Origin of the sequence: Levilactobacillus angrenensis, assembly GCF_003946085.1 — a bacterium.
In the GTDB taxonomy this organism is placed as follows: Bacteria; Bacillota; Bacilli; order Lactobacillales; family Lactobacillaceae; genus Levilactobacillus; species Levilactobacillus angrenensis.
Genome location: NZ_RHOB01000014.1, coordinates 1 through 19,081, shown reverse-complemented (window position 1 = coordinate 19,081; position 19,081 = coordinate 1). Strand labels below are relative to the sequence as shown.

Below are 19,081 nucleotides of genomic sequence, written 5' to 3'. Positions count from 1 at the left end.
AAAGCCGCCCCATCTACTCTGATAGTCGGGCGACTCATCTGTCGTAACTGTCTCCGCTCACAAAGCGGCTTGCAAGGCCGGTGTTACAGCACCGGCTTTTGCTATGCCCTTAATATAGCACATTTTGGGCGCCAGACTAAACGGAAGGCTTAACAAAAATAATTGTAATCACTGGGAACTTGAGAAAGCTAAGAATTTCATGAAAGTTTTCGTTGCAGGGGTTACAGATTGACCTTGGATTTCGTTAGTAATTGTGAGTAACTAAAAATACTAAAAGTAAAATTGACGTGTTGAATCTCAGAACAACGATGATCTATCCGCTAAAATTAGTGGAATCAGGCGCCTGCGTCAGCCAGAGATTCCGCCCACCGCGTTCCAACCCATAGTTGGCGGACGGTAGGCGGCCAGTTCACGCGGCGAGGCGGTAAACGACTAGTCTTGACGTCATAAGGTGCCTGGTGCTAGGTGATTTCTATCTTTAGTGAACGAACAAAAAACGAGACCAGGACCCAGTCCCAATCTCGTTTTACGCAACGGTCAGGCTATTTCACCTTACCCGTTGTGTTGTTGTAATAATTAACTTTGTATTGGCCATCAGTCACGGTGAGCTTGGTGATGCTACCGTTGTCGACCGGCACGGAGACGTCGATGTCTGAATACTTGGACACGATGCTGCGGATAGTCGTACTGTGCGTGGCAATCAACAAGCGGTCACCGTCACTGGCCGCCGCAATGGCGTGATCCAGTCCCGGTTGGACCCGGTCCCAGAAGGCAGCGTTGTCTTCCGCGTCACCGAAGGGGTCCTGGGCGTGGAACATGTCCTTGGTCTTTTCAATCGTCAATTTGGCAATCATGGCGTTGAAGGAATCCAGACCTACCGGCGTGCCCAGCGTGTGCCAGGTCAGCCCGGTATCGAGGCCTTCGAAATAACCGAAGTTTTCTTCGCGGAAGGCGGGTTCCGTAGTCAGTGCGACGGGGGCCTGGTTGGCGGCTAAGATGTTTTTGGCCGTGTTTTGGGCCCGAGTCGTATCACTGGCGTAGGCTGCCGCAAACTTGATGTTCGCTAACCGCTCGCCGGCACGTTTGGCATCGGCGATTCCCTTAGCGGTCAGTGGGGAGTCGGACCAACCTTGAATACGGTGGTACTTGTTTAAATACGTTTGGCCGTGACGCACCAAATAAAGTTCAACTGTTGCCATTTCTCTCTCTCCTTTGCTGGGTACCGGAAATCAGTCCGGTTCTTGCTCGTTTAAACGGTCTTCACCAGTGTAACAGTTCTAATTCAGAATGCCTAGTTCGCGCCGAATTTCACGAGCAGTTTCGGGGCTACTGGTGAAAATGATGCGGTCATTGAATTTTAAGGTCGTACTCCCGGTTGGCCGCACAAAGTGGCCTTCACGGAAAATTTGGCTGATGGTGATGTCTTGGACGAATGGCAGGCTGTGAATTTCCTGGTCGGTGTAGCGCCGGTTACGCAGGGCAACTTCGTAGACGGCCGAGGTGGAGGCGGTCAACAAGCGCAGCGTGGTTGGGGCTTCAATCAGGCTTCGGAGCATGGCAATGTTGACGTTGGGCGTGTTATAGACCTCGATGCCCAGGTCGGTCAGCTCGTCTTCTCGGGCGTCCAATACGTTACGGTCCTCGAAGCGCACGATGACGCGTTTGACACCGTAGGCCTTGGCCGCCTTGGCCAGCTCGTAATTTTTGGTAGCGTTGAAATGCCCCAGGACGACGATGTCAGCATCAAAGGCGTCTTGGGCCTCGACGGCGTCCGTGTCCAAAGAATCCAGCAATTTGGCGTTGACCTCAGAGTTGTACGTTTTAAAATTAGCGGGCTTGTCGGTGTACATGGTGATGTCGTACCAGCTATCGGCTAGCTGTTGGGCGACGGGCACCGTGAGCAAATTGGTACCGATGAAGTGGACCGTTGACTTCTTCAAGTCTTCGGCCTCGGCGGAGTAGCCGGTGTTAAATAATAATGGTCCCAACACACAGGTCAGGATGGCCGCCAACAAGAAGGCACCAGACTGTTGACTGGTGACGACCTTCATTGATTTGGCGACTTGCAAAACGGCCAAGACCATAGTGATGGTGGCGGCGGAAATCGCAGTCCCGGCAAAGGCGTTGCCCCGTTTGAAACGTAGACGTAACACGAAGTAAACGGCCGCCTTAGCCAGCAGGTAGGCCACGAAGAAGGCGGGAATCAGCAGCAGGGTCGCCGAATCCGCCAGCAAGGTGCGCAGGTTCAGCTCGGCGCCACTCATCATGAAGAAGATGGGGATGAAAAAGCCGTAGCCAATCCCATCTAAGCGGACCATGGTGTCTTCATGTGGTTGCAGTAATTTCATCACGATGCCGGCCACGAAGGCTCCCAGAATCCCTTCGGCGCCCACGGACTCGGCGATGACCACCAGACTGAAAATCAAGAAGAAGGCCAGTCGAATGTCCAGCTGGGTGGTGGACTTGTTGATGCTTTCAAAGAAGGTAAAGAACGGTTTGAACCGCCGGAATAAGACGCCGGCCGCTAGGAAGACCAGTAATAGGAGCCATAAGGACTGACTGTTGTTGCCAAAAATCGAGGCGTAGACGGTCAGGGAAAACAGCGGTACGATTTCACCTAGCGCCGCAATTAGCAAGATGGTCTGGCCAAAGGGCTTACTCAACAGCTCCTTTTCCTTGAGCGTGGCGATCACGATGCCCAGCGAAATGGTCATGAAGATGATGGCCGCTAACCATGGATCCTTGAACAGCCCGGTCCACTGGCAAATAAAGCCCAGTAACAGCGATGTGACCATGATAGCGATGTAGCTGGTGACCGCCAAAAAGACAGGTGAATACTTCGGTGCACTGCCCGCCACCTTGGCGGCTAGTGGCGTCTGTGGTTTTTGACGCCGATTGAACAGGCTGAAGTCGATTTCCATCCCACTTAGGAACAGCAGGAAAATCACCCCGGTGTTCGACAGTAAGGATAGCGTTGAATTGGTGTGAACGATGTTGAGCACACTCGGCCCCAACAGAATCCCCACGAGAATCTCCACCACGGCGGTCGGCAGGACGGTCAGCTTGAATTTGGCCATCACCAGCGGCGTCACCAGGGCGGCAGTTAAAATAATTAATAAGGAAAATTGATCCATAGAATCACCCCCGCAAAAAGTCCCCTCCATTATAGCAAAGATGCTGGTAAATAAGTGATTTAACGACGGGCACTTTACTTTATTTATAGCCTGAATGAGTGTAGAATGGTAAGTCGAATTATTGTGCTAAAACGGGTTACTGCCACTGTCACGACTTGGTTGTCATTGGCTCTGATAGTGGTGTTTAGCAACTCTATCAAACTGGACGATTGGCAACGTTGTCATCTGACCGCAGTTAGTGACAGCTAACAGTGTTTTGACTAGCGTTATGGTTATGCACAATCGTGCCGGAGGAGGCCAGGGGTGGAGCCAGCTGTGTCGACGGTGTTGGCTGAGGTTTTGTCTCAGCCTACAGCGTGGGGCGACTTGAGAGACTGGCGGTCTTTGCCAGGCTTTCAAGCGAACCGGAAGCCCGTTTCTCAGGCTGGAGGTGTCCCCCATAGCAGGCGGAACCCCTGGCAGCCGCAGGCAACTGGTGCGCGCGAACGGCAAGGAGGCCGGTGCGAACAATCGTGTTTTAGCACAAGAAAGATAATTCGCAGCAGGGTAGTTTGCCCAGTTATTTGAGGAGGGATTGGCTTGCCAGATTCAATCAAGGCCCACGAGCAAGAACATTTAGACGCGGTGGTCGCAAAGATCAAGACCGCCGAAAAGGAAGCTAAGGAACGGATCGACGTTGCCGAAAGTGACGAAGCCGGAATCCGCAAGAACTTCGTCAACGATTTGCGCATCAAGACGGATAGTTACGAAGGCTTGCTGGAAACCGCCCTGTCCGTGCGGCAGCAACAACAGCTGTTGGCCGAACGGCAGAACAGTTGGCAACACGCTACCACGGAACTGAGTACGTTGCAGCGCCTGGAGAAGAAGGCTTATTTTGCCCGCATCGATTTTCAAGAAGGCCCCAAGGCCAAGGTCGAGACCATTTACATCGGGCTGGGGTCATTTTCCGATTCACCCGACCATTTCCTCATCTATGACTGGCGGGCGCCCATCTCCAGCATTTACTACGATGGTGAGCTGGGCAATGTCAGCTACCAGACACCCGATGGCGAACAGACGGTGGATGTGAAATTAAAACGACAATTTCAAATCGAAGACGGGACGATTGTGACCCTCTACGATACCGACCAGACCGTGACTGACCAAATGCTGCTATCCGCTTTGAGCGAGCATTCGGATACTAAAATGAAGAGCATCGTCACCACGATTCAAAAGGAACAAAACCAAATCATCAGAGACACCGCCTCGGACCTCTTGTTCGTGCAGGGGGCCGCGGGATCCGGGAAGACGGCGGCTATTTTACAACGAGTCGCGTTTCTGCTGTACCGGTACCGGGGGCATTTGAACGCCGGGCAAGTCATGCTTTTCTCGCCCAACCAATTATTTAACGACTACATCGACCAGGTGCTCCCAGAATTGGGTGAGCACAACATGGTCCAAATGACCTACTACCAATACGCTGGCCGTCGTCTGCCGAAGATTGAGGTGGAAACGTTGGCCCAGCGCTTTGGCGAAACCAACACTCCCGCCCAAAAGAGAATCAACCAGATGAAGGGGAGTCTAGCCTTTTTCGACGCCGTCACGGCTTACGCGGACCATTTGGAAGGTAACGACATGGTCTTCCGAAACATCAAGTTCCAAGGCGACATCTTCATCACGAAAGAAAAAATTCAAGAAATCTATTACAGTTTCAACCGCAACTACCACCTGGGGAACCGCCTGCAGGCCACTAAGGAAGCGCTGATTCGTATTTTGAACCGCCGCATCAGTAGTGAAATGAAGACGCGCTGGGTGGAAGACGCTATTCAGGACCTGAGTAAAGAAGAGCTGGATTCGCTCTACGGGGATGACCCGCGGGAGTTCGATTCGTCCGAAAAGGAAACGCAATTCTTGTCGCGTAAGATTGTCATGAAGGCCTTTGAACCCATTCGTAAGGCCATCGTGCGGGCACGGTTCTTGAGCATTAATAACCAATACGTTCACATGTTGCGCGACATGCCCAACCGCATTGACCTGAGCGATTACCACATCACGGTGGCCGATTGGAACGCCAGTGTGGAAGAATCCGTGGCCAAATTACGCGATCACCACATGCAGCTGGTCGACACCACGCCGTACCTGTATTTGTACGATAAGATGACCGGTAAGTCCGGCGAACGCGACATGCGTTACGTCTTCATGGATGAAATTCAAGACTACAACGCCTTTCAATTGGCCTTCTTGAAGTTCAGCTTCCCACGGGCGCGGTTCACCATGCTAGGGGATCTGAACCAGGCCATTTTCACCAAGGAAAATAGCCGCACGCTCTTGCAGGAATTGAGCACCATGTTCGATCCCGACAAAACGCGGGTCGTTCAGTTAACGCAGTCGTACCGTTCTACGCAACAGGTCACCGACTTCACCAAGCACATCTTGAAAAACGGGGAAGCGGTCACGGCCTTTGCGCGTGAGGGTGAATTGCCCACCATGGCAGTCGCGGAAAACGAAGAGGCGGCGCTGCAAAAGGTGATCGCCCAAATCAAGCAAAACGAAGAAGAGGACGAAACGACGGCCATCATCGGCAAGGACTTGGCCGATTGTCGCGACTTGACGCAACGCTTGAAGGCAGCCGGGGTCGCAGTCACGCTGATTCAATCCGAAAACCAACGCCTGGCCCCGGGCACCATTGTGGTTCCGTCTTTCTTAGCCAAGGGCTTGGAATTCGACGGTGTCATCGTCTGGCACGCTTCAGCCAGCCGGTACCACGCCGAAGACGAACGGCAGTTGCTCTACACCATTTGTTCCCGGGCAATGCATCGCCTGAGCGTGATTGGCGTGGGCGAGCTGTCACCACTGTTGAATGACGTACCGGAAAATGAGTATGAGATGGTTTAAACCAGGTGCCTGTAACATTGTGGCGGCTGGCCGCTTTGCCGTTCGCTAGAGATGAGTTGGCACGCTAAGCGACAAAAAATAATCATTTTCAAGGAGTAGCTTATGGTCACGATTGCTAGTGACTGGGCTACTCCTTTTGTGTAACTACTAAAGGTTGAAAGTTGAATTAATGTCTTGACTCCCGGAGCGACAGCGTTTTGTCCACCAGAACTAGTGAAACCAGGGCCTGCGTCAGCCAGGATTCCGCCTGCTATGGGGAACACCTCCAGCCTGAGGAACGGGCTTCCGGTTCGCTTTGAAGCCTGGCAAAACCCGCCAGTCTCCCAAGTCGTCCCACGCTGTAGGCTGAGACAAAACCTCAGCCAACACCGTTGTCACAGCTGGCTCCACCCTGGCTGCCTCCGGCGAGGAGTGACGATTATCAGCAATATTGTGTTAGTTCAAGACTAGTTGCTAAATCAACTGCTGGCTGGGGCTAAACCAATCGTTACTAGCATACACACTTGAAGCCGAGAGTCCGCCAAATATGGGTTCAGCCGTGGGAGTTTACTTAGCGGTGCGATTCTCACCGCTTAGCAAACTGGCGTCTTTGAGACGCGGTTTTCGGCTCAAAGCGAGGCCGAGACCGTTTCTCAGACTCGGTCCGGTCCGCCCACCGCGTTCCAACCCATAGTTGGTGGACGGCAGGCGGCCAGTCCTCACTAGGATGCTATAAACGACTAATTTTTACGTCATCAGTCCCATAGTTGACGAACGGTAGGCGGCCAGCACACCACCACGCCCCAGCTGAAAACTTATTTGGTCGTGGCCTTATCTGCGGTATAATAGGACTTAATTGTGTCAAGCGTTGTGGACCACAACTGGTTGACGTTTCCCCGGTGCCGTGCTGATTCCGGCCCGGGAGATGGCTCACAACGAGCGTGATATTTAAAATCAAAGTAGAGGTGTCTCCATGAGTGATCCCATCAATTACAATGCATTTACCCGGGCGCAATGGCGGGCTTTTTCCGACGATGCCACGTTGCCGTTGACCCAGGAGAGTTTGCGGCAGATCAAGGCATTCAACGACCGCATTTCCCTGCAAGATGTTCAAGACGTGTACATTCCGCTGGTGCATTTATTACACTTAGAATTCGACCACTATCGTCAGCTGCAGCGCGACAAGGCCAGTTTCCTACAACAACGACCGCGGCGGGTGCCCTTTATCATCGGCATTGCCGGGAGTGTGGCCGTCGGCAAGAGTACCGTCGCTCGCCTGCTGGAAGTGCTGTTGAATCACTATTTTGAGGGCAAACGCATCCAGCTGATTACGACCGATGGTTTCCTGTACAGCAATGAGGAACTGAAGAAACGCAATCTCATGGCGCGTAAGGGCTTCCCGGAGAGTTATGACATGTCGGCCCTGATTCAGTTTTTAAACGACGTCAAGGCCGGTCAGGAGCTGATTAAGGCCCCCGTGTACTCGCACAAGGTCTACGATATCGTGCCTGACCAGTTTGAGTACATCGTGCACCCGGATGTCTTGATCGTGGAAGGCATCAATACCCTGCAATTGCCGACCAATGAACAAATTTATGTCAGTGATTTCACGGACTTCTCGTTGTACGTTGACGCTGACCCGACGCTGATTGAAAGCTGGTTTTTGGAACGCTTCGAGTTATTGCTAGAAACGGCCTTTCAAGACCCGACCAACTACTATTATCCGTATACCATCGTTAGTCACGAGGAGGCCATTGCTAAAGGCAAGCAAGTCTGGCGTGACATCGACTTAAAAAATTTGGAAGAATACATTTTGCCAACGCGCAACCGAGCGGATATGATTTTGCACAAGACGTTCCATCACCGTATCGACCGGTTGCTGCTGCGGAAATACTAGGGGGTGAGACGGTGCTCCGGGATGCGACGCGTGTCGATGCGGATGCCGTGGCGCTGTTGGTGCTCCATGAACTGGAACGCCGGCAGTTGCGCCGGTTACGCCGCGTCAGTAAGGAACAATTATCACAAATGTTATTCGTCGGCTACCATCAACCGGCTTTTCGCTACGGTTATCCGCAGGCTCGCGTTTACCAAAACCAGGGCGTCGCGGTGGGGGTGGCGTATGGCTACCCGGCCGCCGTCGAACGGACGCTGGACAATCGGTGGGCCAATCTGTTTGACCGCCAACAACTCACGCCGCCCCAACAAGACGTCGTGACCCCGCGGGCGTTACCCGACGAGTGGTATCTGGACTTGCTCACTGTCCGCAACCGCTCCAAGGGCAAGACCTACCAGCAGAAATGGTTCGACGAGTGGTTGCTAGGCGATGCGATTCACCGGGCCCGGTTGAATGGCGCTCCCGTCATTGCCATGGACGTGCGCCCCGGTAGCGCGCTGGCTAAGTTGGCCGCGGAATTTGGCTTCGTGGCCACGGCGCGCCGCCGACTAGATCGCCAGACCTATTACCATTTGCGGTTAAAGCTGACGCCCGTAATTGACTAACTGGGTAAACTGATTCTGGTGCGATTTAGCCCGATTGGCATTGACCAGCGTGGCAGAAATCTGTATGATATAACCAATGTTGAAAAGAAAAGGAAGGGTGAATGGCTTGGCAAACGTTGATATGTCCAAATTCGATAAAATCATCGTCTTGGACTTCGGAAGTCAATACAATCAATTGATTACGCGCCGGATTCGTGACATGGGCGTTTACTCTGAATTAAAGGCGCACACCATGAGTGCCGCCGAAATCAAGGCTTGGGGCCCCAAGGGGATTATCTTCTCCGGGGGACCAAACAGTGTGTACGATAGCTCGGCCTTTAACGTTGACCCTGAGATCTACAAGTTAGGGATTCCAATCTTAGGTATCTGCTACGGCATGCAACTGATGGCCTACGACCTGGACGGCGGGAAAGTTGAAGCCGCCGACAACCGGGAGTACGGACGGGCAGAAATCACCGTGTTAAGCGATGATGCCAAGCTCTTTGCGGGCACCCCGAAGCAACAAACGGTGTGGATGAGCCACGGCGACTTGGTCACCCAAGTGCCAGATGGCTTTGAACGCGTGGCAACGAGTGAAAACTGTCCGATTTCGGCCATGCAAGACGTTGACCGGAACTTCTACGGCATTCAATTGCACGCGGAAGTCCGCAACACGGAATATGGTAACGACATTTTGAAGCACTTTGCCTTTGACGTCTGCCACGCAGATGCCAACTGGTCAATGGACGACTTCATTGACTTGCAAATTGCCCACATCCGCGAGATGGTCGGTGACAAACGTGTGCTCCTCGGCTTGTCCGGTGGGGTCGACTCCTCCGTGGTGGGCGTGCTCTTGCACAAGGCCATCGGGACGCAGCTGACCAGCATCTTCGTTGATCACGGTCTGTTGCGTAAAGGTGAGGCCAAACAAGTCATGGATAGCCTGGAAGGCAAGTTCGGCTTGAACATCGTCAAGGTCGACGCGCAGGACCGGTTCTTAAGTAAGCTGGCCGGCGTCACCGAACCTGAAAAGAAACGAAAGATCATCGGTAACGAGTTCATCCAAGTCTTTAACGACGAGGCCCAAAAGCTCGATGGTATCGACTTCTTGGCCCAAGGGACCCTGTACACCGACGTCATCGAAAGTGGGACTGATACGGCACAAACCATCAAGTCTCACCATAACGTCGGGGGCTTGCCCGAAGACATGCACTTCCAATTGATCGAACCATTACGGTCCCTGTTCAAGGATGAAGCGCGTGAACTGGGTGAAAAGCTGGGGATGCCCAGCGACTTGGTTTGGCGTCAACCGTTCCCCGGCCCTGGTTTAGGGATTCGGGTCTTAGGCGAAATCACCCCAGAAAAGTTACAAATTGTTCGCGATAGTGATTTGATTCTGCGAGAAGAAATCAAAAAGGCCGGCCTCGACCGCGACATTTGGCAATACTTCACGGTCTTACCAAACATCAAGAGTGTCGGTGTCATGGGTGACGGCCGGACCTACGACTACGCCGTGGGTATCCGCGCCGTAACCTCCATCGACGGCATGACCGCCGACTTCGCCCGCATTCCGTGGGACGTCTTACAAGAGATCTCCGTGCGGATCGTAAACGAAGTGGATCACGTGAACCGCATCCTCTATGATGTGACGAGTAAGCCGCCTTCGACTATTGAATGGGAATAATACAGATAGAAAACTTGAAGCCGTAATGCTGATTTAACAGCGTTTTGGTTGTTATAAAAGGACTTAAGTTGGTGGGGATTTACATGGTTCCCCACCAAAATCCCCACCAAAAAACACGACTACCTTAATTGGTAATCGTGTTTTTTGGTGAGACGTTAGAACTATTTTTTTGAGGCTGTTAAAAGGTCGATAAGCTTTTCAATTGTACTTAACGTATCATCGTCTTTAATGAGATCAAGTTTGCTTTGAATTCTTTCTCTTACGCAGTCACTATTGGTAAAAGAAAACATTGCTTCGTAATTAGTACCTAAAGCTTCAACAATTTTATTCAATGTATCGAGACGAATATTTGTCCTTGATTCTCGCTCAATTCGTGAGATTACGGAAGCATCGATATTTGCGCATTCTGCTAATTGTTCTTGTGTCATTTTTTGAGCCTGCCGCAGCTGAAGAATTCGAGAAGCAACCTGATGTCCTATATCTGAAGCCAATGTAGTACCTCCTTTACCTATACATACCAAGGTTAATTTATCGGGAAAGAAGGAAACAGTACTTTTGGTCCTATTATTTATATTAAAGCTGACTAATAAGCCTAATATGGTAAAATCTAATTGAACTATTACCTCAATTAAATTATGATTTAGAAGTAGTCTTGAATAAAGGAGGGGATTAGTGATGAATGTCATTAATAGTAAAACGAAGACTAATGACAATTTCGTTTGGCCGATGATGGGTGATGTACTTGCGGTATATATACATATGTATCGAACGGAAGGACTAAACTCATAGTACGCTTGCCCAGCTCCTTGGAACTACCAAAGCGCGTCTTAGAGCACGTGTGAGACAAGTAAAAGGGGTAGACGTAGATGACCCAGGTGTTGGGTTGTCTAATGCCGCCGGAAATACGGTAATGGCACTGAAACTTATAAAAGGCGTAAATGATCAGGCTGCTTGGGCCGCATTTATTAATACATTGTGGCCCTAATTATCGACAAGATTATTTCAACGCTGGTGTTTGTACAGTAAGTGGTGAGTTAATTGGTCAACAAGTCATGCAGACCGGGGCGGCCAAAGGCACCGTCACAGGACCCGAGCGCCGGGTGACCTTAACTGAACATCAAGTTCGAGAAAATCATTTAACCCATGAAGATGAAGTCCGTTATGATATGACAGAACCCAACAATCCAATTATCCTCTCACACAATCGGCCCGAAAATCCACGGCCAAGTAAGTATCGCGATATTGAAGTACCCGTTAAATTGCGTAATTACAAATTGTATGCGGATACGACCGTAACGGGTGAACCGTTAATCAAAGTTTCGCCTTTTAAGAAGTATGAAATTCCCGCCGCATATGCGCATGCCGTTGATGTCAATGTCGGTGACATTGTGACATTACGCTATAATACCATGGCGAGCGTTCCAAGTTTTCGTGTTGTATGGTTAGACTTTGGGCATCGGCGCTTAAAGCGTTAAGAGGTGAGTGACAATGTTACTTTGGGACAGTTCCTAGTGACGGGGAGGCGGCCGTTAACGCGGCCGCCCATTGGGGGTAAACCCCCATACCCCATCTCCACCAAATGGCCAAACGCCTTGCGTTATGGCCCGCTTGGGGATAAAGCCCATCCCCAAGCCCCTTTTAATTCATGTAAAAGAAAAAATTAAGACCACGGGTAGGAAAATGTAACCCGGGTCAAAAGATAGGGAGTCTTTAAAATGATGAAAATGAATCGAATGCTTGTGGCCGCGATGATGGCCTTAACAATGATTGGGGGTACGGTTGCACCAGTTGTGGAAGCTTCTGCAGCTAAAAAGACTGGGTATAGCCGGATTTATAAGACGAAGACTTGGAACCATGCCAAGTATCGGGTCAAGAATGCCAAGGGCAAAACCTATAAGATGACCGGCAAGGCGACGAATATTAAGCTCAAAACTAACCATTATTTAAAGAATTATAAGAAGAACAAGTGGGTTCGCACCAGTATTACGCAAATCAAACACAAGGGTAACTGGATGGTCTATTATTACATGACGCCGATTACCAAGAAGAAGCATAAGGGTGGCTGGGTAAAATTAACGGACATGAAGCCGGTTAAAACGTATAAAGCCACTAAGCATACTGATGCGGATTTTGACACATGGTATCGAACGTTAAATAAAGCTGGTCGCACGAATTATCGAAATCGAGTCGATGGTGGTGCTACTGATGCCCTTGGTAACCCTGCACCATTTCTGGAAACCAATAAGGCATTTTTCAAATAACATCTTATAAGTCAAAGTAAACAACTACTTCTGACTTATATTTCATGTCTCATCACCTCATTAAAGAGTTATCGTTCTTTTAGTGAGGACTCGCGATTGGCTTACGCCAATCGCTACATATTGGGGACAAAGTTCGTCCCCACACCCCTATTTACCTATGTTTCAGCCGACCAATTTAATTAAACAGTTACGTCATGTCTATTAATCAAAAAAATGATAATTATACTTAGACGAATGGCAACCTACTCATTTCAGTGACCAGCTCACCATTCAACGAACCTAATCCAACCACCTTGTTCTTTTCCATTTCACCCGCTACAATAGCTAGTAATGGGGGTCTACCTAAAACCGACCATTTTCTGGGAGAGTCATTTTAGGCCCGCGATTTGCCTACGCAAATCGCTAAATTGGGGCTAATCGCCCCACACCCCATTTCACTCATGTAATCGATTATTCAGTCGATTACGTTATTCAGTCGTCAGTGCCACAAGTGTGTGACACCTGATAGCCAAACCTATAGATTGGACTGTTAGTTATGAATAAATGTCGTTTATGGGATGATGGTGATACCGCATTGACCATCACCGGTCAGCTAGCCTTAACGGCGGTTGACCCCCGAACTCAAGATTTTACTTTACAAATGCAGCGTCATGGTTTGACGAGTCGTGACCCGTTGCATCAATTAAGCACGACTGAGCTCATCAAGCAGTTGACCGACTTTCCGTTAACGATGATTGAAATTGGGCCATACACCTTATATCCAACATGGAAACCTAATCGTTATGGCCAACCGGCTGATACGAATGCGTTTCAGTCCGTAACGGTGACCAATGACCTAATTATTTTACAAATCAACGCCCAAGGGACTCCACAAGAAGTTTTTGAACGCAATAACCCGTACGAGGTTATTGGTCAAACCGAGTTACTTTCCGGGTTATGTTTGTAAGTAAGATCAAGTGCATTAAGTGTGGCAGAAGAATAATGTCTAGGCTTGATATTACTTATAAAATATGATAATATACACTTTTGACTTGAGTATCTGCCCCACGTATGTGGGGATGACCCTATACTATAACTGTAATAGGTTATATTAATGTTACTTGCCCCACGCTTGTGGAGATGAGTCATAGAAGGGTTGCGATTGCAATTCTTTTTTTGTTGATGATCAATTAACGTTATAGCGATAAAAAGGGTAGGTTTTTTCTGTGGTTGCAGAGAAACCTACCTTTTTTATAAAGCTGTGATTATTTTCGTGCAGGTTGCTTGCTACGCAGATGAGTTATTTAGCTTGCCGTTGAATGGTAGCCAGCTGACGGTACTGTCCCTGCATCCAGGTCAGGTAGGTTTTACCTTGTGGTAGGGTCTCAGTCACGTTTAGAACGGGGACTTGTTCCTGCTTGGCGAGGTGGACCATCGCCTGAACAGTCTTATTGCTGGTCTGCTGGTTGTTGACTAGAAAGGCAATCCGTCGGTGGCGGAGATCAGCCTGAAGACGTTTAACAGCCGTGGGCGCAGGGTCGGTGCCATTCTCAATGGCCAGGGCGAACTGCTGATTGTTGCGTCGGTAACCGAGCGCCGTGAGGGCGTAGTCAAAGACGGGTTCGCTGACGTCCACGCGTTGCTGCTGACTGTGTTGCTTTAAGGATTTGATTTGCGCCTGCAGCGGTGCGAGGCGGCGGATATAGGCCGCGGCGTTGCGTTGATAGGTTGCCCGATAGCGGGGGGCACGTTTACCAAATTGCCGAGCAAGATAAGTCGCCGTCCGCGCCATCGTTTCTGGGTCGTACCAAATATGTTCGTTGGCTCCCAGCTTTTTATCCATGACGTCCTCACCCACGCGAATCAACTGCGCCTGATGGTGATGACTCTTGACGAGCTTGGAAAGCCACGCGTCATACCCCAGACCATTACCGAGAACCACGTTGGCGCGGGCAACCGCAGTAGCATCTTTGGGGGTGGGTTCAAAATCGTGGGGGTCAATGCCCGAACTCTTGATAATGGTGGTCACAGTACCGTGGTCACCGAGAACAGTGCGGGCGACTTCGCCATAAAAATCCAGACTGGCCACCACGTGAATCGGCTTGGTTTTGCTGGTGGTCGTCTGCGGCTGGGTAGGGCTACAGGCCGTGGCTCCTAGTAATAACAAGCCCAGGGCAAAGGTGGTTAATGTAAATCGTTTAAAACGGGACATCTTTACTCTCTCTCCTCTAATATCTAAATAGTAATGGTTACCATTTAGATATTACAGAAGTTATTTTCATTTGGCAAGGATAATTTTCACTGATAATGGTCAGCGCCAGTCAAATCTACATGAAAAGCCATCCAAGCCAGTTTGTAGTCAAAAGGACAGCTACTAGCGAGTTTTCCCGGCTAGTAGCTGTCCTGGTATCCAAACTGTGGGGGACTTGACAGGCATGTTAAAATTAATTTATATGCACCACTTAATTAAATATACAAAATTAATTTCATCCTGAATACAAGTCTTTTTTTAATTTAAAAACGGCGGTAAGCTAGCTTTAACCAATTTGGTTGAGGCTAGCTTATTTTTTTGGGAGTGATGAGCACATGGAAAAGTTGGATAATCCATTGTTGAGTCGCCTGCAGTGCTTGCAGGATCTGAAGTTTCTGATTGACCGGGGGACGGACCACCGGCTGGATTATCACCGATTTCGGATTTTTGAGATCCAGTTGCCGACCCGGACGATTGACTTGGTGGCTGAGTATCAGGCCTATGCGCAGGACCGGACACTCAGTGAAGTCGCTGAGCTGATCGTTCAGAAGTATCGGCTATAGCTTGAGAATCTTCAAGATACTTTCGGCGATGACCTCGCGTTGCGCCTCTGGTAGGGATTTGAGATAGGCGATGAGGTCCAAAGTGTGCGCGCCGGTCAGCGGGTCATTGGCAAAAAAGTCGCCGAGGGTGAGATGCAGCGCAGTGGCAATCGCCTGCAGCTTGTTCACGCTGATATTTGTCAGTTCACCACGTTCGATTCGTGAGATTAAACTGACGGAAACGCCAGCTCGTTCGGCTAGTTGTTCAATGGTTAAGTCCAAAGCTTGTCGTTTCTGATGGACCAGTTTACTAATAACATTTTGCATGGTTGGCTATCTCCTATTGTGGTCTTAAAGCTAACCATAATGGAGGAATCTTATCTTTGACAGAGATTAAAAGATGCTATTTTATTAATAATAAGGAAAATAATCACTGACTGCGGTATACTTTAGATTAGCATCACTTATATTGACGTAAGTGAAAAATGATAAGGAGGATTTTTGATGATTCAAAAAATATTGGATATCTTTAAGCAACTATACTTTGGCTTGAATATCCGCTTCTGGGTGACCCGGTACGCCATTTCAATCTTTGCTGCTGTAGCTTTTGCTTACTTGAGCAAGCAAATGTTTGTGGGCGGTCAAATGCCATTTTACTGGTACCTGGTCATCATTCAGGCGGCCATCTTTTACCCCATGGCTAACGGTTTCCTGGTCATCCGCGAGTGGGAACACGGACGGCAGGCCAAGGGGATCTTCGACAACGTCGCGGAAATGCAGGCTGCTGATTTTCACAAGGCCCAGTTCCGGGCAGTTCGCATGATTAACGCGAACATGCGAAGCCACGAACAATCTTTTGGCGAAACCAAAAACGCCATCAAGAGTGACGCGGCTGGCATGAAGATTGGGTTCAAAATTTTCGGGCACGTTATTTTATGGACCTTTGCCATTTGGTTTGTCATTTTGGGCGTTGGCCGGTACTTGATGATTCTGGGACCAGAGGGCTATACGTTTAATTATCGTGAGGATGGCACGTTTATTGCTGATTCAGATTCGCAAGATCAATCACTATAGGAGGAATTAGATTATGAAGAAAAGATTTTTCGCAATTGTTATCGCCATCACCTTAGTCATGATGGGCGGCGGCTTTCTGAACGCACCAGTGACGGCTAATGCCGCAGTCAAGTGGCAAAAGAAGATGCCCAAGCAGATTAGAGGGGCTTATCGAACCAAAAAGGTCAACAATCATTTGCACCGACTGGACATTGCCCAAGATTTCATGAGTGATGAATACCGTACATACCACGCGAACAAGAAAGTTACGCGGAAGATTCCGATTCTACTAAAGTGGCGGGTGCCAGCACGCAAGCTAAGTGCGCACCTCTATGAAGTTAAGAGCGTTACCCGTTCCGGCAAACACGTGCACTATTATCTCAAGACGTTCAGCCATCACCGCTTAAAGCTATCGAAGACTCAATCCTTCACGCACAAAGCTTATTACCACAGAATTAACAAGTAACGTAGACCATTTTATTTAGGAGGAGACAAGTATGTCATTTAACTGGATCAGCAAAGCCACGACCATCCTACTGAGTAGCGTCTTACTCGGCGGGGTCGTCACCACGACCATCCCCACGTTGACTATCACAGCCCAGGCCGAAAACCTGGAGGAAGCACCGATCAGCTACCAAACGTTTAAGGCTGACGAAAAGGCCGCTAAGAAGGCGGTCAAGCAGGCCAGCCCGGCAGTCAAGCGACAGATTAATGGCGCATTCTTCAAGCGGATGGAGAAGAAGCCGGTGAACGCGTATGGCGCGACCATGTCAGCGTATTTCACCCAGATCATGCAGTCGCTGGCGTCTCATGCTGTGAGTGAACTGGGCCGGAAAGGACAGGTCACCTCGGCATTTAAGAAAGACTATCGCGCGATGCTGGTGCTTTACAATCAGTTTAGAGGGCGCTTAGAACCCATGTACCAAGATGTGCTTAGTGAATATCCGGATACTGCTGATCAGCAAATCAGTAAAAACAAGGTAGACTCGGAGGTCATTAGTGATTTTGGCGACTACTTTGAGCAATATTTTAATGCCGACATCCGGCCACATAAGGTGACAGGAGTTCCCCGAGTGAAGAGTAAAATCACGAAGCTGGCCGCGAAGAAGACGGCCTCGAAGAAGTACGTGAAAGTGAAGGGAACAGTCAAGCTCAGCAAGAAGGCCAACTACGCTAAGATCAAGACCTACAAGGGCACACGTTACGCCAAGCTGAAGGCACACAAGTTCAGCAAGAAAATCTACGCGCCTAAGGCCAAGCGAGTGAGCGCCACCGTTGGTCACTATGTACACGGTCATTTTTCTCGGGTGACGGCTACTAAGTCGGTGCATGTGAAGTGATTTAGAAGAAAATAGATAGCAAAAAACACGACTGCCGTCAAAGGTAGTCGTGTTTTGGGGTTTCGGTGAATAATCACGGTTCATGGGTAATCTCGTTAGCCCGTGCAATCAGCGAAACATTTATAGCAAATGGCCCCTGCTTTGTTAGTTAAAAAGATCTGAATGTGAACCAGTGTCAATAAAGCGTACGAATTCACCGTCATATTTGTAGACCAATAACCAATCAGGCTTGATATGTAAATCACGCTCTGGTTTTCGATTAACCAAAGGGTGATCGTTATAATGCGGTTCTAACGGTTCGTCTCGTAATAGTTTACGGTAAACAGCTTCAAAATCTTCTTTTTTATAACGGCCGCCTTTTAAAATTGTCTTATAGTGCTTTTTAAATTGACGTTCAAAAGCAGGTTTATAAACAAATTCAGTCATTTAACCAGTCCAATCCTTTCTCAGGATCATTAAATTCAACGTAATCTTGGCTCTTCATCGCTTTTTCCAACCGTGGAGTGGGTTGAGATACTTCAAACGGGATTCCTCCCGCTTCAATGGATTTTTTTGCAAAGATACGAAAAGCTTCTCCAGGAGTTAAACCCACACGTTTAAGGACAATTTCAAACTCCTTTTTTTCTTTATCGTCCATTCTAAAATGCACTTGGCTAGTCATAGCTAACACCTCCGCTTTTTATGGTACCATATGGTACCATAAAAAGCGAAAATTTACCATCCTAGAATTGTGGAGGCAAATATCGGCGCAAGCTCAATGAACTGATTGCCGTAGACAGGTTCATGGTAACTGTCCTGGGAGTCACAACCGTCGTGTCGGCAATTCCGGCGATGGTCAACACCACTGCAGCTATCAATGGCTGGATATTTGGAATTGCAAGCATCGGGTGTATAAGGGGTTGCCAATGAAAAGGCGAATACCTATACGTTCAGTGGTGTTGAGCCACAAGAAGACCATGGATAACAATAAAAAACACGACCGCCATCAAAGGTAGTCGTGTTTTTGGGTCTCGGTGAATAATCACTGTTCATGGGTAATCTCGTTCGCCCGTTCAATCAGCGAAACAAATTGTAAGATACTTTCGACTTGTGAGTCGGTCAGTCCGCCCATCTTGAAGGGGAGATTGTCGGAGACCCCCAGTAAATAATCGGCAGAAGTGTCTAAGATTGCACAAATTTTAACGAATGTCTCCAACGAGGGGTAGGACAGTCCCTGTTCATAGGCAGAAACTGTGCCCTTACTTACTTCTAATCGTTGGGATAAATCTAACTGTGTCAGGCGTTTTGATTTACGGACAGCTTTTAGCCGTTCGCCGAAGAAGTCAATGCTCATATGTTCACCCTCGTTACAGAATAGCGGTAGCGTCAAGAATCTTGTGTAAATGAAATGCCTTCGTACATATAATATGTATCTAACTTAAATAAATGATGCTTTCAAGGTGTCCTGGAGTCCTTTGAACCCTCGGTGGATCCGCTTCAGAGACTTCTCGTTATAAACATTAAACT

At 49.1% G+C, this 19,081-nt stretch carries 19 protein-coding genes; 11 read left to right on the top strand and 8 right to left on the bottom strand.

Annotated elements, in window-relative coordinates:
- Window positions 1-542: 542 nt before the first annotated feature.
- Both EKM83_RS09155 and EKM83_RS09150 read right to left on the bottom strand, forming a co-directional pair.
- Window positions 543-1,199: a histidine phosphatase family protein gene (locus EKM83_RS09155; protein ID WP_125576683.1), complete on the bottom strand. Its 657-nt coding sequence runs from the start codon at window positions 1,197-1,199 to the stop codon at window positions 543-545.
- 78 nt (window positions 1,200-1,277) lie between these two features.
- A complete protein-coding gene (locus EKM83_RS09150; RefSeq protein WP_125576681.1) occupies window positions 1,278-3,134 on the bottom strand; it encodes a cation:proton antiporter domain-containing protein in 1,857 nt (618 codons plus the stop codon).
- Between the two features lie 579 nt (window positions 3,135-3,713).
- Here EKM83_RS09150 and helD point away from each other — a divergent pair.
- The 4 genes from helD (at window position 3,714) to guaA (ending at window position 10,149) form a co-directional block, all read left to right on the top strand.
- Window positions 3,714-6,008 (top strand): RNA polymerase recycling motor HelD, encoded by a 2,295-nt coding sequence (gene helD / locus EKM83_RS09145; RefSeq protein ID WP_125576679.1) that lies wholly within the window; start codon window positions 3,714-3,716, stop codon window positions 6,006-6,008.
- Between the two features lie 952 nt (window positions 6,009-6,960).
- Window positions 6,961-7,884, top strand: coding sequence for a type I pantothenate kinase (gene coaA, locus EKM83_RS09140; protein WP_125576678.1), 924 nt, complete (start codon window positions 6,961-6,963; stop codon window positions 7,882-7,884).
- An 11-nt stretch (window positions 7,885-7,895) separates the two neighbouring features.
- The gene (locus EKM83_RS09135) at window positions 7,896-8,486 is read left to right on the top strand and encodes a hypothetical protein (protein WP_125576676.1); all 591 of its coding nucleotides are present in this window, start codon (window positions 7,896-7,898) and stop codon (window positions 8,484-8,486) included.
- A gap of 121 nt (window positions 8,487-8,607) precedes the next feature.
- On the top strand, window positions 8,608-10,149 hold the full coding sequence (gene guaA / locus EKM83_RS09130; RefSeq protein ID WP_382337441.1) for a glutamine-hydrolyzing GMP synthase: 1,542 nt from the start codon (window positions 8,608-8,610) through the stop codon (window positions 10,147-10,149).
- 161 nt (window positions 10,150-10,310) lie between these two features.
- Here the strand turns inward: guaA and EKM83_RS13350 are convergent, their stop codons facing one another.
- Window positions 10,311-10,640: a helix-turn-helix domain-containing protein gene (locus tag EKM83_RS13350; RefSeq protein ID WP_164505637.1), complete on the bottom strand. Its 330-nt coding sequence runs from the start codon at window positions 10,638-10,640 to the stop codon at window positions 10,311-10,313.
- A 447-nt stretch (window positions 10,641-11,087) separates the two neighbouring features.
- Here EKM83_RS13350 and EKM83_RS09120 point away from each other — a divergent pair, with 447 nt between their 5' ends.
- The 3 genes from EKM83_RS09120 to EKM83_RS09110 all read left to right on the top strand — a co-directional run bounded on the left by EKM83_RS09120 (window position 11,088) and on the right by EKM83_RS09110 (window position 13,356).
- Entirely contained in the window at window positions 11,088-11,624 is a 537-nt protein-coding gene (locus EKM83_RS09120) for a hypothetical protein (RefSeq protein ID WP_125576671.1), read from the top strand.
- A 240-nt stretch (window positions 11,625-11,864) separates the two neighbouring features.
- Window positions 11,865-12,410 (top strand): hypothetical protein, encoded by a 546-nt coding sequence (locus EKM83_RS09115; protein ID WP_125576669.1) that lies wholly within the window; start codon window positions 11,865-11,867, stop codon window positions 12,408-12,410.
- A gap of 535 nt (window positions 12,411-12,945) precedes the next feature.
- Entirely contained in the window at window positions 12,946-13,356 is a 411-nt protein-coding gene (locus tag EKM83_RS09110; protein WP_125576668.1) for a hypothetical protein, read from the top strand.
- Window positions 13,357-13,689: 333 nt separating this feature from the next.
- On the opposite strand, the gene EKM83_RS09105 is transcribed toward EKM83_RS09110, so the two are convergent.
- Window positions 13,690-14,601, bottom strand: a complete 912-nt coding sequence (locus tag EKM83_RS09105) for a metal ABC transporter solute-binding protein, Zn/Mn family (RefSeq protein WP_125576666.1) — start codon at window positions 14,599-14,601, stop codon at window positions 13,690-13,692.
- A 374-nt stretch (window positions 14,602-14,975) separates the two neighbouring features.
- Between EKM83_RS09105 and EKM83_RS09100 the strand changes: the two genes are divergently transcribed.
- Window positions 14,976-15,203, top strand: coding sequence for a hypothetical protein (locus tag EKM83_RS09100; RefSeq protein ID WP_125576664.1), 228 nt, complete (start codon window positions 14,976-14,978; stop codon window positions 15,201-15,203).
- Here the strand turns inward: EKM83_RS09100 and EKM83_RS09095 are convergent.
- Window positions 15,198-15,509: a helix-turn-helix domain-containing protein gene (locus tag EKM83_RS09095; protein ID WP_125576662.1), complete on the bottom strand. Its 312-nt coding sequence runs from the start codon at window positions 15,507-15,509 to the stop codon at window positions 15,198-15,200. The genes EKM83_RS09100 and EKM83_RS09095 overlap by 6 nt on opposite strands.
- Window positions 15,510-15,686: 177 nt before the next feature.
- On the opposite strand from EKM83_RS09095, the gene EKM83_RS09090 reads away from it, so the two are divergent.
- From EKM83_RS09090 to EKM83_RS09080, 3 genes are read left to right on the top strand one after another with little or no spacing between them, the layout of a single operon-like run.
- Window positions 15,687-16,256 (top strand): hypothetical protein, encoded by a 570-nt coding sequence (locus EKM83_RS09090; RefSeq protein WP_125576660.1) that lies wholly within the window; start codon window positions 15,687-15,689, stop codon window positions 16,254-16,256.
- 13 nt (window positions 16,257-16,269) lie between these two features.
- Entirely contained in the window at window positions 16,270-16,701 is a 432-nt protein-coding gene (locus EKM83_RS09085) for a hypothetical protein (RefSeq protein ID WP_125576658.1), read from the top strand.
- 31 nt (window positions 16,702-16,732) lie between these two features.
- A complete protein-coding gene (locus EKM83_RS09080) occupies window positions 16,733-17,575 on the top strand; it encodes a hypothetical protein (RefSeq protein ID WP_125576656.1) in 843 nt (280 codons plus the stop codon).
- Window positions 17,576-17,719: 144 nt separating this feature from the next.
- Here EKM83_RS09080 and EKM83_RS09075 read toward each other — a convergent pair whose 3' ends face one another.
- From EKM83_RS09075 to EKM83_RS09065, 3 genes are all read right to left on the bottom strand, one after another.
- Window positions 17,720-18,001, bottom strand: a complete 282-nt coding sequence (locus EKM83_RS09075) for a type II toxin-antitoxin system YafQ family toxin (protein WP_125576654.1) — start codon at window positions 17,999-18,001, stop codon at window positions 17,720-17,722.
- Complete coding sequence (locus EKM83_RS09070) at window positions 17,994-18,236, bottom strand: type II toxin-antitoxin system RelB/DinJ family antitoxin (RefSeq protein WP_125576652.1); 243 nt, start codon at window positions 18,234-18,236, stop codon at window positions 17,994-17,996. Before EKM83_RS09070 ends, EKM83_RS09075 begins: the two co-directional genes overlap by 8 nt.
- A gap of 360 nt (window positions 18,237-18,596) precedes the next feature.
- Complete coding sequence (locus EKM83_RS09065; RefSeq protein ID WP_125576650.1) at window positions 18,597-18,908, bottom strand: helix-turn-helix domain-containing protein; 312 nt, start codon at window positions 18,906-18,908, stop codon at window positions 18,597-18,599.
- Window positions 18,909-19,081: the final 173 nt, after the last annotated feature.

What these genes read in the sequence shown, in the direction of transcription:
- EKM83_RS09155 (WP_125576683.1), bottom strand. Translation starts at nt 1,199, where the DNA reads ATGGCAACAGTTGAACTTTATTTGGTGCGTCACGGCCAAACGTATTTA.
- EKM83_RS09150 (WP_125576681.1), bottom strand. Translation starts at nt 3,134, where the DNA reads ATGGATCAATTTTCCTTATTAATTATTTTAACTGCCGCCCTGGTGACG.
- coaA (WP_125576678.1), top strand. Translation starts at nt 6,961, where the DNA reads ATGAGTGATCCCATCAATTACAATGCATTTACCCGGGCGCAATGGCGG.
- guaA (WP_382337441.1), top strand. Translation starts at nt 8,608, where the DNA reads ATGTCCAAATTCGATAAAATCATCGTCTTGGACTTCGGAAGTCAATAC.
- EKM83_RS09120 (WP_125576671.1), top strand. Translation starts at nt 11,088, where the DNA reads ATGATCAGGCTGCTTGGGCCGCATTTATTAATACATTGTGGCCCTAAT.
- EKM83_RS09115 (WP_125576669.1), top strand. Translation starts at nt 11,865, where the DNA reads ATGATGAAAATGAATCGAATGCTTGTGGCCGCGATGATGGCCTTAACA.
- EKM83_RS09110 (WP_125576668.1), top strand. Translation starts at nt 12,946, where the DNA reads ATGAATAAATGTCGTTTATGGGATGATGGTGATACCGCATTGACCATC.
- EKM83_RS09105 (WP_125576666.1), bottom strand. Translation starts at nt 14,601, where the DNA reads ATGTCCCGTTTTAAACGATTTACATTAACCACCTTTGCCCTGGGCTTG.
- EKM83_RS09100 (WP_125576664.1), top strand. Translation starts at nt 14,976, where the DNA reads ATGGAAAAGTTGGATAATCCATTGTTGAGTCGCCTGCAGTGCTTGCAG.
- EKM83_RS09095 (WP_125576662.1), bottom strand. Translation starts at nt 15,509, where the DNA reads ATGCAAAATGTTATTAGTAAACTGGTCCATCAGAAACGACAAGCTTTG.
- EKM83_RS09090 (WP_125576660.1), top strand. Translation starts at nt 15,687, where the DNA reads ATGATTCAAAAAATATTGGATATCTTTAAGCAACTATACTTTGGCTTG.
- EKM83_RS09085 (WP_125576658.1), top strand. Translation starts at nt 16,270, where the DNA reads ATGAAGAAAAGATTTTTCGCAATTGTTATCGCCATCACCTTAGTCATG.
- EKM83_RS09080 (WP_125576656.1), top strand. Translation starts at nt 16,733, where the DNA reads ATGTCATTTAACTGGATCAGCAAAGCCACGACCATCCTACTGAGTAGC.
- EKM83_RS09075 (WP_125576654.1), bottom strand. Translation starts at nt 18,001, where the DNA reads ATGACTGAATTTGTTTATAAACCTGCTTTTGAACGTCAATTTAAAAAG.
- EKM83_RS09070 (WP_125576652.1), bottom strand. Translation starts at nt 18,236, where the DNA reads ATGACTAGCCAAGTGCATTTTAGAATGGACGATAAAGAAAAAAAGGAG.
- EKM83_RS09065 (WP_125576650.1), bottom strand. Translation starts at nt 18,908, where the DNA reads ATGAGCATTGACTTCTTCGGCGAACGGCTAAAAGCTGTCCGTAAATCA.